This window comes from Streptomyces sp. HUAS 31 (genome assembly GCF_028198125.1).
Taxonomy (GTDB): domain Bacteria; phylum Actinomycetota; class Actinomycetes; order Streptomycetales; family Streptomycetaceae; genus Streptomyces; species Streptomyces chartreusis.
On sequence record NZ_CP116353.1, the window covers coordinates 3,842,363 to 3,856,148 of the forward strand.

Annotated in this window: 9 protein-coding genes and 1 pseudogene; 7 read left to right on the forward strand and 3 right to left on the reverse strand. The window is 73.0% G+C overall.

Features of this window, described 5'->3' with window-relative positions:
- Positions 1-106 precede the first annotated feature (106 nt).
- From PGH47_RS16975 to PGH47_RS16990, 4 genes are all read left to right on the forward strand, one after another.
- Positions 107-2,371 (forward strand): bifunctional glycosyltransferase/CDP-glycerol:glycerophosphate glycerophosphotransferase, encoded by a 2,265-nt coding sequence (locus tag PGH47_RS16975; protein WP_271664141.1) that lies wholly within the window; start codon positions 107-109, stop codon positions 2,369-2,371.
- A 180-nt stretch (positions 2,372-2,551) separates the two neighbouring features.
- Complete coding sequence (locus PGH47_RS16980) at positions 2,552-4,753, forward strand: bifunctional glycosyltransferase/CDP-glycerol:glycerophosphate glycerophosphotransferase (RefSeq protein WP_271664142.1); 2,202 nt, start codon at positions 2,552-2,554, stop codon at positions 4,751-4,753.
- Between the two features lies 1 nt (position 4,754).
- Positions 4,755-6,986, forward strand: coding sequence for a bifunctional glycosyltransferase/CDP-glycerol:glycerophosphate glycerophosphotransferase (locus PGH47_RS16985; protein ID WP_271664143.1), 2,232 nt, complete (start codon positions 4,755-4,757; stop codon positions 6,984-6,986).
- A 62-nt stretch (positions 6,987-7,048) separates the two neighbouring features.
- Positions 7,049-8,638: a hypothetical protein gene (locus PGH47_RS16990; RefSeq protein ID WP_271664144.1), complete on the forward strand. Its 1,590-nt coding sequence runs from the start codon at positions 7,049-7,051 to the stop codon at positions 8,636-8,638.
- A gap of 33 nt (positions 8,639-8,671) precedes the next feature.
- Here the strand turns inward: PGH47_RS16990 and PGH47_RS16995 are convergent, their stop codons facing one another.
- A complete protein-coding gene (locus tag PGH47_RS16995) occupies positions 8,672-9,085 on the reverse strand; it encodes an organic hydroperoxide resistance protein (RefSeq protein WP_030947586.1) in 414 nt (137 codons plus the stop codon).
- Between the two features lie 121 nt (positions 9,086-9,206).
- Here PGH47_RS16995 and PGH47_RS17000 point away from each other — a divergent pair, with 121 nt between their 5' ends.
- The 3 genes from PGH47_RS17000 (at position 9,207) to galE (ending at position 12,713) form a co-directional block, all read left to right on the forward strand.
- Positions 9,207-9,683 (forward strand): MarR family winged helix-turn-helix transcriptional regulator, encoded by a 477-nt coding sequence (locus tag PGH47_RS17000; protein WP_271664145.1) that lies wholly within the window; start codon positions 9,207-9,209, stop codon positions 9,681-9,683.
- 319 nt (positions 9,684-10,002) lie between these two features.
- Positions 10,003-11,715 (forward strand): glycosyltransferase family 2 protein, encoded by a 1,713-nt coding sequence (locus tag PGH47_RS17005; protein WP_271664146.1) that lies wholly within the window; start codon positions 10,003-10,005, stop codon positions 11,713-11,715.
- A gap of 17 nt (positions 11,716-11,732) precedes the next feature.
- Complete coding sequence (gene galE / locus PGH47_RS17010; RefSeq protein WP_271664147.1) at positions 11,733-12,713, forward strand: UDP-glucose 4-epimerase GalE; 981 nt, start codon at positions 11,733-11,735, stop codon at positions 12,711-12,713.
- Between the two features lie 90 nt (positions 12,714-12,803).
- Here galE and PGH47_RS17015 read toward each other — a convergent pair.
- Positions 12,804-13,065: pseudogene (locus tag PGH47_RS17015) on the reverse strand (hypothetical protein); the annotation flags it as partial.
- Positions 13,066-13,080: 15 nt separating this feature from the next.
- Positions 13,081-13,707: a TetR/AcrR family transcriptional regulator gene (locus tag PGH47_RS17020; RefSeq protein WP_271664148.1), complete on the reverse strand. Its 627-nt coding sequence runs from the start codon at positions 13,705-13,707 to the stop codon at positions 13,081-13,083.
- Positions 13,708-13,786: the final 79 nt, after the last annotated feature.

Consider the following 13,786-nt stretch of genomic DNA (forward strand, 5'->3'; position numbering starts at 1 on the left):
CCCCCTGTCGTTCACCCGCGGTCCCCCGTATGCCGTAGGACCCGTAACCAAGTCACTCCATTGGCCGTTCCCGGGCCGAACGCCCGCACCGATCGATGGATGTCCCTTGCCCAGGTTCAGTGTCATTGTCCCCGTGTACAAGGTGCAGGCGTATCTGCACGAGTGCCTGGAATCGGTGCTCACACAGTCGTACCCCGATCTGGAACTGATCGCCGTGGACGACTGCTCGCCGGACGCCTGTGGCGCGATCATCGACGAGTTCGCGGCCCGCGACCCGCGCGTGCGCCCGGTGCGTCTGGACCGGAACAGGGGGCTCGGAGCCGCCCGCAACGCCGGTACGGCCGAGGCGACCGGCGACTACCTGATCTTCCTGGACAGCGACGACAGCCTCACCCCCGACAGCCTGCACGCCATCGCCGACCGGCTGAAGGAGACCGGCGATCCGGACGTCCTGGTCTACGACTACGCGCGCACCCACTGGAGTGGCGAGACGGTCCGCAACCAGGCCGCCGGGCAGCTCTCCGAGGAAGGCCCCGCGCCCTTCCGGCTGGCGGACCGCCCGGGCCTGCTGCGGCTGCTGATGGTCGCCTGGAACAAGGCGTACCGGAGGGAGTTCGTCGAGGCGGAGGGCTTCGCCTTCCCGTCCGGCTACTACGAGGACACGCCCTGGACCTACCCGGTCATGATGACCGCCGAGTCGATCGCGACCCTGGACCGGGTGTGCGTGCACTACCGGCAGCGCCGCCGGGGCGGCATCCTCGGCACGGTCAGCGTCCGCCACTTCGACATCTTCGAGCAGTACGACCGGGTCTTCGCGTACGTGGCCCGCCGCCCCGAACTCGCCTGCTGGCGGCCCCTGTTGTTCCGGCGGATGGTGGACCACCTGATCGTGGTGTTCGCCCGCCGCGACCGCCTGCCGCGCCGCAGCCGGGCCGCGTTCCTGCGCCGGGCCCGCACCTACTACCAGCGCTACCACGCCCCCGGCGTCCCCCTCCCGGCACGCACCCGCGTCCACTACACGCTCGTCCGCCTGGGCATGCACCGCACCTATCACGCCCTGCAGCGGTCGGCGGCCCTCGTGCGCCGTACCGCCAAGCTCACCGGCCGGCTGCGCAGGCGCCTGCGCACCGGAGCCCTGCGTCTGCACTACCGCGTCCAGCGCCTGCTGCCGGTGCGCGCCGACCGTGCCGTCTTCACCGCGCACGGCGTCCAGGGGCACGGCTGCCACCCGGGCGCCCTGGAGCAGGCGTTCCGCACCCACGCCCCGCACATCCGCACGGCCTGGGTCGCCGGCGCCGGAGAGCGGGGCTCGATCCCGTCCGGCACCCGCCACGTCCGCCCCGGCACGGCCGCCTACTGGACGGCCCTCGCCCGCTCCAAGTACCTCGTGCACAACGCCGGCTTCGACCGGGGCCTGGTCAAGCGCCGCGGCCAGGTCCTGGTGCAGACCCAGCGCGGCACTCCGCTCAAGCGCATGGGCCTGGACCTGCGCGAACGCCCCGCGGCGGCCGAGGGGTCGAACCTCGACGAGCTCCTCGACGACGTCGACAAGTGGGACTACCTCCTCTCGGGCAACCGCCACTCCACCCTGGTCTGGGAGCGGGTCCACCCGGGCACGTACACCACCCTCGAATACGGCAGCCCGCGCAACGACGTCTTCCAGCAGGCCACTTCGGCGGACGTGACCCGCGTCCGCGAGCAGCTCGGCATCCCCGAGGGCGCGGTGGTGATCCTGTACGCCCCCACGCACCGCGACTACCGCCGCACCCAGAGGGCCGCTCTCGACCTGCACCGCGTCGCGCGCCGCCTCGGCCCGCGCTACGTCGTCCTGGCCCGCGCCCACCACCGCCACGGCGGCCCGCTCGTCGAGAACCCGTCCGGCCGGGTCATCGACGTCACCGGCCACCCGAGCGTCGAGTCGCTGTGCCTGGCCTCGGACGCGCTGGTCACGGACTACTCGTCGATCATGTTCGACTACGCCGGCCTGGACCGGCCGATCGTGATCCACGCCGACGACCGGGAGGCGTACGAGGCAGCCCGCGGCACCTACTTCGACCTGCGGTCCTTCCCGCCGGGCGCGATCTCCCGCGGCGAGGACGAGCTGATCGACATCTTCGCCACCGGCCACTGGCGCGGCTCGCGTTCCGCCCAGCTGAGGGCGGCGTTCCGCGAGCGCTTCTGCCCCCACGACGACGGACGGGCCGCCGAGCGGGTCGTCCGCCATGTGCTGCTGGGCGAGCCGGGCGGGCCGCCGGTCGTACCGCTCGGCAGGCGCCACCCCGTGCCGTCGCCTGCCGCGTCGCTCCCGCACACCCCGCCGGCGACCGTGCCACGACCCGCGAGACCCGTGACCGTCACCGAGAGCCGCTGAACGGCGTTCTCACAGAAGAGGAGTCCGCATGCCCTCCAGCCCGTCACGGCCCACACCGAGCAGGCCGCCCACCTGGCGTCCCGCGGGGCGCCCCGGGCGTCTCGACGCCGGCTGAGTCCGGCCCCCGGCCTCCTCGCGCACCAGGCCGCCGGCACATCGCACACCGACAGGAAGAGCAGTATGCCCCGCTTCAGCATCATCGTTCCGTCCCATGGGGTCGCGGGCCGGCTGCCCCAGGCGCTGGACTCGGTCCTGGGCCAGTCCTTCGGCGACTTCGAGCTGATCCCGGTCACGGACGGCCCCGACGCCCCGGCGCAGGGCGTCGCCGCCGGGTACGCCGAGCGGGACTGCCGGGTGGCGCCCGTGCACTCGCCGCCCGCGGTCGGGCTGGCCGGGGCGCGCGATGCCGGGCTGCGGGCCGCGACCGGTGACTGGCTGCTGTTCCTGGACGGCGACGACACGCTGCTGCCGGGCGCGCTGGCGGCGCTGGACGCCCGGCTGGGCGAGACCGGTGACGTGGACGTCCTGTACTTCGAGCACGAGCGGACCCCGTGGTGGACGGGCGAGCCGACCAACCCGGCCGCGCCGGTGCTGGCGCGCACGCCGGACGGTGCCTTCCCGCCCGAGCGGGCCCCGCACCTCACCGGCGTCGAGCTGCCGGCGTGGAGCGCGGCCTACCGGCGTGCCTTCCTCACCGAACGGCAGCTCACCTTCCCCGAGGGCCGCTTCACCGACATCGGCTTCGGCGGCCTGGTCGCGTTGAGCGCCGAGCGCGTGGCGGTGCTGCGGCAGGTCGTCGTACGGCATCTGCTGCGCCGGCAGGGCAACCGGCTCGGCCTGCCTGGCGGGCATCACTTCGAGCTGCTCGCGCAGGCCGAGCTGGTGCTCGCGCGGGCCGCCGAACTTCAGCTGCCCGCGGAGCGGTTCGGGCCGCTGTTCGAGCAGCTCTTCGCGGCCGTGCTGAAGACGGCCGCTCATCCGCGCAGGCTGCCGCGCCGGCGCCGGGCGTTCTTCCAGCGGGCGAGCGGGCTGTACCGACGCTACCGGCCCGCCGGGTACCGGACGCCGGGCGGCAGTCTGGGGGTGCAGCACCGGCTGCTGGCGAGCGGGGCGTACCTGGCGTTCCGGGCGCTGCGCGGCGCGAACCGGGCGTTGGCGAGGACGGTTTCGGCAGTGCCGCGGCCGCGCGGGCTGCGCACCCGGCTCCGGTACCGGCACCGGCTGCGGACCCGGCTGGACGCGAACCTCGCGGTGTACTGCGCGTACTGGGGCCGCGGCTATGTCTGCAACCCGGCGGCGATCCACGCCAAGGCGCGCGAACTCGCCCCCCACATCCGCTCGGTGTTCCTGGTCGAGGCCGACCGGGCGCACACCGTGCCCAAGGGCGTGGAGTACGCGGTGATCGGCAGCCGTGAGTACTGGGACGTGCTGGCCCGCGCCAAGTACCTGATCAACAACGCCAACTTCGCGGACGCCGTGGTCAAGCGCAAGGGCAGTGTCCATCTGTCGACCCAGCACGGCACCCCGCTGAAGAAGATGGGCGCCGACCAGGCGACCTATCCGGTGGTGGCCGCGGCGACCGGCAGCTTTTCCAGGCTGCTGGCCCGCGTGGACCGCTGGGACTTCAACCTGAGCTCCAACCGGCACTCCACGCAGATGTGGGAGCGGGCCTTCCCCGCCTCCCACGAGACCCTTGAGTACGGCTATCCGCGCAACGACGTCTACTGCACGGCGACCGCCGACGACGTCGCGCGCGTGCGCCGCGAACTGGGCGTCCCCGAGGACAAGAAGGCGCTGCTGTACGCGCCCACGCACCGCGACCACGCCACCGGCTTCGAGACGGGCCTGGATCTTCGGGCGCTGTGCGAGGAGATCGGCGACCAGTACGTGGTGCTGCTGCGCGCCCACTACTTCTACGACCAGGGTGCCGCGCGCGGCACCGGCCGGATCATCGACGTCACCGGGCACCGCTCCGCCGAGGACGTGTGCCTGGCCGCCGACGCGCTGATCACCGACTACTCGTCGATCATGTTCGACTACGCCAACCTGGACCGTCCGATCGTCGTGTACGCCGACGACTGGGACGTCTACCGGGAGCTGCGGGGCGTCTACTTCGACCTGATGGAGGCGCCGCCGGGGCGGGTGGCGCGGACGCCGGGCGAGCTCGCGGCCGTGCTGCGGGACGGCTCGTACGCGGACGAGGAGGCGGACGCCCTGCGTGCCGCGTTCCGGGAGCGCTTCTGCCAGTTCGACGACGGGCACGCAGCCGAGCGTGTCGTACGCCGGGTGCTGCTCGGGGAGCCGCCCGAGGCGCTGCCGCCGGTGGTCCCGCTCGCCGAGCGCGTCCCCGCCCCCGCCGCGACGACCCTTGTGAGGAGCTGACGTGCCCCGCTTCAGCATCATCGTGCCCGTCTTCAAGGTGCAGGGCTTCCTGCGGGAGTGCCTGGACTCGGTGCTCGGGCAGTCGTACACCGACTTCGAGGTGATCGCGGTCGACGACCGCTCACCCGACGGCTGCCCGGCCATCCTGGACGGCTACGCCGAGCGCGACGCACGCGTGCGTGTGCTGCATCTTGCGGAGAACGTCGGTCTCGGCCGGGCCCGCAACGCCGGGCTGGCGCAGGCCGGCGGCGACTACGTCCTGTTCCTGGACAGCGACGACCACTACACGCCGGGTCTGCTGGAGGCGGTCGCCGCGCGGCTGGACGCGACCGGTGACCCGGACATCCTGGTCTTCGACCATGTGCGCACCCATTGGTGGGGGCGCGGTGGCCGCAGCACCTCGGCGGACCTGCTGGCGGCGGCCGGCACCGGCACGGTCAGCGTGCGGGAGAACCCGGAGTACCTGCATCTGTTCCTGGTGGCGTGGAACAAGGCGTACCGGCGCGACTTCTTCCTCGGGCACGAGCTGGCGTACGCCCCGGGCCTGTACGAGGACGCGCCCGTCACCTACCGCTCGATGGTGCTGGCCGACCGGGTCGCCTGTCTGGAGCGGATCGGGGTCGAGTACCGGCAGCGCCGGCAGGGCGCGATCACCAGGACGCCGGGGCGGCGGCATTTCGACATCTTCCCGCAGTACGAGTCCCTGTTCGCGTTCCTGCGGCAGCGCCCGGACCTGGCGTGGGCGTGCCCGCCGCTGTTCGAACGGGCTCTGGACCACATGCTGTTCGTGCTGGCCCGCGAGGACCGGGTGCGGCTCGGGCACCGGCCGGACTTCTACCGGGCGATCCGCTCCTTCTACGCCCGGCACGTCCCCGAAAGCTTCGTCCCGCCCGGCGGCACACGCGGCCAGGAGATGCGACTGCTGGCCACGGCGCCGTACGAGTCGTTCGCCGCGGCCCGTGTGCTGCGCGAGCTGCGCGGGGTCGTCGCGAGCGGCAGGCGGCGGGTGACGCGGGCGGCCGGGCAGCGGGCCGGGCGGGTGCTGTACGCGGCCCGGTCGAGGCGGCCCCTGGATCCGCATCTCGCCGTGTACTCGGCGTTCTCGCACCGGGGTGTGCTGGGCGATCCGGCGGCGATCCACGCGAAGGCCGGCGAGATCGCCCCGCACCTGAGGGGCGTGTGGGTGGTGCGGGAGGACGCGGCGGACACGATGGCGCCCGGCATCGACTTCGTGACGCCGGGCTCGCGGCGCTATCACGAGGTCATGGCGCGGGCGACGTACTGGGTGAACAACGTCAACTGGCCGGGCGCCCTGGGCAAGCGGCCCGGCAGCGTCCACATCCACACCCATCAGGGCACCCCGCTGAAGCACATGGCGGCCGACCTGCTGGCCAAGCCCGGTGCCCGGCACGGCTTCGACGTGCCGAAGATGCTGTGGCGGGCGGACCGCTGGGACCACAGCCTGGTGGCCAACCGGCACTCGGAGCTGGTGTGGGAGCGGGCCTACCCGTGTCACTTCGCGTCGGCGCGGACGGGCAGCCCGCGCAACGACGTGCTGGTGAACGCGAACGCCGAGGCCACTGAAGCGGCCCGCGCCCGGCTCGGTGTGCCGGCCGGGCACACCGTCGTGCTGTACGCGCCGACCCGCCGCGACTACCGCCGCGGCGGCCATGTCGACCGGATCGACCTGGCCCGGTTCGCCCGGGACCTCGGCACCGGGCACACGCTCGTCGTACGGCTGCACCCGTCGCTGGCGAAGGGCATCGCGCGCGGGATGGGCCTGGCCGATCTGCACCGGCGGGGCGTGCTGATCGACGCGACGGACGAGCCGCACGTCGAGGACGTGATGCTCGCGGCCGATGCGCTGGTCACCGACTACTCCGCCCTGATGTTCGACTACGCCAACCTGGACCGGCCGATCGTGGTCCATGCCGACGACTGGGGCGCGTACACGGCGAGCCGGGGCACCTACTTCGACATCACGGCCGACGCGCCGGGTCATGTGTCGCGTTCCTACCGGGAGTTGGCGTGGCTGTTCGCCTCCGGGACCTGGCAGGACGCGGAGTCGGCGCGGCTCGTGCGGGGATTCCGGGAGCGGTTCTGCGAGTTCGACGACGGGCTGGCCGCCGAGCGGGTCGTCCGGACGCTGATGCTGGGCGAGGAGATGGCAGGGCCGGCGGCGGGCCGGGTCCCCGGTCCCGCGAGCGCGCGGTCGCTCCTGGACGCCCACTGACGGGCTCACCCGATGGGGTGAAGTGAGGCAAATCCGTTGACCCCACCGGGAACATACGGCAAATGCCCCGAACCGATACGACCTCGCACGTCGGAAAGGCGGCCGTCGGCACTCTCGTCCGGAGCACGGTGCGCGGTGCCACCGCGCTGCGCGGCGGCCGCGGCCCGCGTCCGACGCAGTACCAGGTCTTCGGCTTTCTGTTCTTCCTGGTGATGCTGCTGGCGTACTGGGCCGTGCCGCTGTGCTGCGACGCGGGCCAGCACGCGGCGGTCGTGGAGCGCCTGAAGGCGGATCTGCTGCGTCCGCGGCATCCGATGGCGGACCTGCCGGGCGCGGGCAGCCCCTACTACTCGCCGTACGCCGTCGCGCAGGGTGCCTTCGCCCGGCTGACCGGGCTGGGCGGCTGGGAGGTGGTGCGGCTGGCCGGGGCGCTGAACCTGGCGGTGGTGCTGACGGGCGTCGGCCGTCTCGTGCGGGTGCTGACGCCGCGGCCGTGGGCGCCGGTGCTCGCGCTGGGCGCGATGACGCTGCTGTGGGGGACCGAGCGGGCCTGGTGGAGCGGGTACCTCAGCCTGATGTCGATGACCGGCAACCTCGGCTACCCGTCGGCGTTCGCCATCGGGCTCACCTTCTGGGCCTGGGCGTGGACCGGGGCGCGGGCCCGTGGGCAGTGGCCGGTGCGCTACGTCGGGCCGAGCGGGCTGCCGGGGTTCGCCGGGTACGCCGGGCTCGGCGTGCTGTACGGGCTGATCCTGCTGGTCCATCCGATCACCGCGGCGGCCGCGGTGCTGGGCGCGGTGGCGTTCGTCGCGGGGTGGCAGCGGGGGTGGGGGCCCGCCGTGCTCGAGCGGTGGGCGGCGACGGCGGGGGTGGCGTTGCTGGTCGCCTGGTCCTGGCCGTACTTCGACGTGTTCGCGCTGGCCGGTGACCACAGCGTGGACGGCATGCACCGGCGGCTGTACGAGCGGCTGCCCGGCCAGTTCTGGCTGGCGCTGCTCGGGCTGCCGGCACTGTGGCTGCGCCGGCGTGCATCCCGGCGCGATCCGCTGGTGCTGCTGTTCGCGCTGGACTGTCTGCTGGTGGCGTACGGCTGGATCAGCGGCCACTACACGTACGGCAGGATCCTCGGGCTCACGCTGGTGCCGCTCCAGTTCGCCCTCGCGGTGGAGCTGGCGGCGCCCCGGCCCTGGAGCAGGGCGCGCCGGGTACTGGGCGGGGCGGCGGCGGCCGGGGCCTGTGTCGGGTTCCTGACCGTGCAGGGCGGGGCGGTGGTGCCGCGGGCGCTGGACCCGGTGGGGCTGGAACAGCCGTCGCACTGGCCGTCGTACGCCTGGGTGGCGCGGCATGTCGGCAAGGGCGAGGTGGTGATCTCCGACGGGCACTACGCGCCGCGTTCGATCCCCGGGTTCGGGCCGGACCTCGCGGCGCCGATCTGGCCCGATCCCGCCCTGGACGAGCGGGACCGGGAGCGCCGGCTCGCCGATGTCCGCGCCTACCTCTCCCCCACGTCGACCCGCACCGAGCGCACTACCGTCGCCCGGCGCTACCACGCGCGCTGGCTGCTGCTGACGCGGTGGAAGCGGGTGCCGGAGGAGGCGGTGGTGGTGGCGTGGAGCCGGGAGACGGGAGAGGTGCTGGCGCGGATCGGGTGACGCGCGCGTCGGGTTCCGGGAGCTCCCGGGGTACTACTCGATGACGAGGTCGACCTCGATGTTGCCGCGGGTGGCGTTGGAGTAGGGGCAGACCTGGTGGGCCTGCTCGACCAGCTTGCGGCCGGTCTCCTCGTCCAGGGTGTCGGGAAGCTCCACGCGCAGCGTCACCTTCAGGCCGAAGCCCTCGCCCTGCTTGCCTATGCCGACCTCGGCGGTGACGGCGGCGTCGGTGACGTCGACCTTGGCCTGGCGGCCGACGAGGCCGAGCGCGCTGCCGAAGCAGGCGGCGTAACCGGCGGCGAACAGCTGCTCCGGGTTGGTGCCCTCCCCGTTGCCGCCCAGCTCCACCGGCGGGGCCAGCTTGAGGTCGATCCTGCCGTCGTTGGAGACGGCGCGACCGTCACGGCCGTGGGTGGCGGTGGCGACAGCAGTGTAGAGCGCGTCCATGGGAACCATCCCTCTCGAGTCACGTTCCGGCGGCTCTGTTGGCGGCCGCCGGACGACCACAAGTAGAGCACACAATTCAATTGCACACAACTAAATGACGGGCAGGGGCTACCCTGGAGGCATGACGACCACGCCCACGGCGGACTGGCTCCGCCTCGACCAGCAGATCTGCTTCTCCCTGAACGCAGCCTCGCGCGCCTTCGGCGGCGTCTACCGCGTGGTCCTGAAGGAACTGGGGCTCACGTATCCGCAGTACCTGGTGATGCTGGTGCTGTGGGAGCACGGCGACCTGCCCGTGAAGAAGCTCGGCGAACATCTGCGCCTGGACTCCGGCACGCTGTCGCCGCTGCTCAAGCGGCTGGAGACGGCCGGCCTGGTGCGCCGGGAGCGCAACGCCCGCGACGAGCGCTCGGTGGAGGTGCGACTCACCGACGAGGGCGTCGCACTGCGCGAGCGGGCGTTGCAGGTGCCGCGCCGGATCGTCGCGGCCACGGGCTTCGACAAGGACGCGATCGGCGAGCTGCGGGAGCGGCTGGACCAGCTCACCGAGGCGCTGGACGCGGCGGCGCTGGAGGAGGCACAGAGGCTGGAGGCGTGACCGGCCGGGCCGTGACCCGTCGGGCCGTGACCGGTACCGCCCGGGCGTTTCGGGCGGCGGACGCAGAGCCGTAGCGAGCCCTCGGGCTGCCGCAACGGAGCTTTGTGCTATTAGCTGACGATTATTGATTACTGACGGCGTATCGCCGCGAATATGGCGTTCGTCCGGCCTACGATCCCGGTGACGTCCTCCTTCCGCCCCGAACTGCCGACGCCCGCGAGTGAACCGGAGCCCGGATGCCGCCGTCTTCCGGCTCGGGCCACAAGCCCCTGCCGGGGGGCGGCAACCCACCATTCCTACGACTCCGGAACGTGGCTCCATGGACCCTCACGCCCGGCACACCGCGCCCGTGCCGCGGGTCGGCGTCGTGGTCATCGGCCACGACGACGCCGCGCACGTGACGGCCGCAGTGCGCTCGGCGCTGGCCCAGGGGCCCGTCGTCGACGAGGTCGTCGCCGTCGACGACTGCTCGACGGACGACAGCGCGGAACTGCTCACGCGCCTCGCCGCGGGCGAACCGCGGCTGCGGGTGGTCCGGCGACGGGTCGACAGCGGCGGCTGCGGCAGCCCGCGCAACACCGGGCTGGACCGGGTGACCTCGCCGTATGTGATGTTCGTGGACAGCGGCGACCTGCTGCCGCCGGGCGCGGCCGACGCACTGCTCAGGGCGGCGACGGACGCAGGGGCGGACGTGGCGGGTGGGTCGTGTGTGCGGCGGGAGGTGCCGGAGCAGGGACGAGCACCCGGGGGGCGCGAGGGACCGGAGAAGGGGCGCGAGGTGCCCTGGGAGGCCGGTCTCTATGCCGCGCGCGCGGTGTACGAGAGCCCGGCGCAGCGCCCGCGTCTCGTCCACGACACGCTCTGCGTCAACAAGCTGTACCGCACCGACTTCCTGCGCGACCACGGCATCCGCTTCCCCGAGGGCCGCTTCCACTACGGGGACCTCGTCTTCAGCGCGCGCGTACTGGCCGCCGGCCCGCGCATCGCCCTCGTTCCGAACCGGGTCTATGTCCGGCAGGTGCGCGGCTGCGCCGACCGGCTCCCGAGTTCCCCGGACCGGGCCGGCATCGCCGACTGGCGGGCACGCACTGAGGCGAACCGGGCGGCGTACGAGATCCTGCTGGCCGCCGGGCGCAAGGAGCTCGCGCGGGAGGCGCGGGCGAAGTTCCTCGACCACGAGCTGCGGATGTACGCGTGCGAGCTGGAGTCGCACGACGTGCACCACCGGCGCGCATGGTGGACGCTCACGCGGGCGTATCTCGCGGAGTACGACGCGACCGACTGGGAGCACCGCCCCACCGCCCCCGGCTGCCTCGTCGGCCGGGTCGTCCTGGCCTCCCCCGAGCCCCGCGACCTGCCCCGCATCCGGGCCCTGGCCGCCCGCCCGGCCCGGCTGCTCCCGCCCTACGCGCACACCCCCGACGGCACCCCAGCCTGGTCGGCCGATCTCCCCCGGATCACCCTCGAACCCCTGCTGACCCGCCCCGTCCGCTTCCTCCCGCTGACCGTCGACGCCGAACTGCGGCCACGCACGCGTACCGCCCTCCTGCGGCTGCGCCTGCACGAGCTGTACGGCCGGATGGCGCAGGCGGGTCCGGAGGCGCTGGAGATGGAGTGGCGGTGCCGGGCGACGGGGCGGGCTGTGGGGCCGCGTACGACGGTGGGGCTCGCCGCGCCGGCCGAAGGGAGCGCGGGCGTCATCCGGTCGGCGGAGGTGACACTCCGGTGGGCCGCGTTCGCGTTCCGCCGGATGCCCGGCGGCGGGGCGCGCGTATGGGATCTGCGGCTGCGGGTGCGCTTCCGAGGCGGCGCGTACCGGGAGGTCACGGCGCAGGTGCGCGCGGGCGCCGAACTGCCGCGCCGGTGCGCCGTGGTGGGCGCCCGGCACTCCGTCGTACTCATGGAGCCGTACAGCTCAAACTCCGGGGCGCTCGCACTACGCGTGGCCCCCGCTTCACGGGGAGTCATGTCGGTTGTCCATGACGGACTCCGCCGCCTGCTTCACTGTCACTCACGACCACAGGCCCACTGACGAGGGGACGGCCGCACATGTCCTGGCTGATCACCGGCGGCGCCGGTTACATCGGAGCGCACGTCGTACGGGCGATGACCGAGGCGGGCGAGCGCGCCGTGGTCTACGACGACCTGTCCACCGGCATCGCCGACCGCGTCCCCGACAGCGTCCCGCTGGTCGTCGGCTCGACCCTGGACCGTGAGCGCGTCGCCCGCGCCATCGCGGCCCACCGCATCACCGGTGTCGTCCATCTCGCGGCGAAGAAGCAGGTCGGCGAGTCGGTCGATCTGCCGCTGCTCTACTACCGGGAGAACGTCGAGGGCCTGCGGGTGCTCCTGGAGGCCGTGACGGCGGCCGACGTGCGGTCCTTCGTCTTCTCCTCCTCGGCGGCGGTGTACGGCATGCCGGACGTCGACCTGGTGACGGAGGAGACGCCGTGCGCGCCGATGTCGCCGTACGGCGAGACCAAGCTGGCGGGCGAGTGGCTGGTACGGGCGACCGGCAAGGCGACGGGCCTGGCCACGGCGTCGCTCCGCTACTTCAACGTGGCCGGCGCGGCCACCCCCGAACTCGCCGACACCGGCGTCTTCAATCTCGTCCCGATGGTCTTCGAGAAACTGACGGAGAACGCGCCCCCGCGCATCTTCGGCGACAACTACCCGACCCCCGACGGCACCTGCATCCGCGACTACATCCACGTGGTCGACCTGGCGGAGGCCCATGTCGCCGCCGCCCGTGCCCTCCAGGACTCGCCGGGCCACGGCCTCACCCTCAACATCGGCCGCGGCGAGGGCGTTTCGGTGCGCGAGATGATCGACCGCATCAACGCCGTCACCGGCTACGACCGCCCCCCGACCGTCACCCCGCGCCGCCCCGGCGACCCGGCCCGCGTCGTCGCCTCCGCCGACCGCATCGCCACCGAACTGGACTGGAAGGCCAAGCACGACATCCAGGACATGATCGCGTCGGCATGGGCGGGCTGGGTACGACAGCACCCGGACGCGGCCCGCGACTGACACGACCTCGCCGAAACGCGATCCGCCCCGCCACGCCGGCCACGCCCCACGGCGACCCGCCGTCCGGCTAGGAGTTGTTCAGATACGTCAGGCGATGGTCGCGTTGTCGTGCCCCTCGGCCGGGAGGGCTGGCACGTCGCGTTCGCGCGGGGTTAGGGAGTCCAGGGGTGAGCCGGGGCGGCGGGTCAGGATTTCGGTGACGACCTCGGGGTCCAGGGCGGTGCTCCAGCAGGGCGGGAAGGATCTCGGGGCCGGTGCCGGCGACGGCCACGACCTCGTGCTCGGCGGACGCCAGGAGCAGGACGAGGCCCTCACGCAGCAGGGCGTTGTCCTCGGCGAGGACGACTCTCACGGCGGTTCCGCCTGCTCAAAGCGCCTTGAGGGCATGCGCGGTGGCACGGGACAGGGCGTCCAGATAGCCCTTGGGCACCTTGGGGCTGCGGATCACGACGGAACGCCAGTACAGCGGGCCGGAGATCAGATCCAGGGCCAGCTCCTCGTCGATGCCCGGGCGCATCTCACCGCGCTTCTCCGCGGCCATCACGATGCCGCTGGCCACGCTCGCCTGCCCGTCCCGCAGCGCCTTCTGCACGGCCTCCGCGATCTCGGGGCTGCGGGCCGCCTCGGCCTGGAGGTCCGGGAGGATCTGCGAGGCGAGGGGGTGCCGCAGGGCGCGTGCGGTCACCTCGTACAGCAGCCGCAGATCGCCCTGAAGGGAGCCGGTGTCCGGGACGGGCAGCCCCATCACGGCCACCGCGGACACCACGTCAAGGACCAGGTGCAGCTTGGAACGCCAGCGCCGGTACACCGCGGTCTTGCCGACGCCCGCCCGGCGCGCGATGCCCTCTATCGACATGCGCGCGTAGCCGACGGCCGCCAGTTCCTCGAAGACCGCCGCTCGGATGGCCTCGGTCACGTCCTCCCGGAGGACGGCCGCCCCGGCGGGGGCCCGGCGGCGCGCAGGCGTCTTGGGCTGGTCGGCGTTGGTCGTCATGCGGACAGCATAGGGCGTTACGACGATACGGTCCCGTCCCCACGTTGCCGTAGCCTCGCTCACGCCACGACGAAACGGT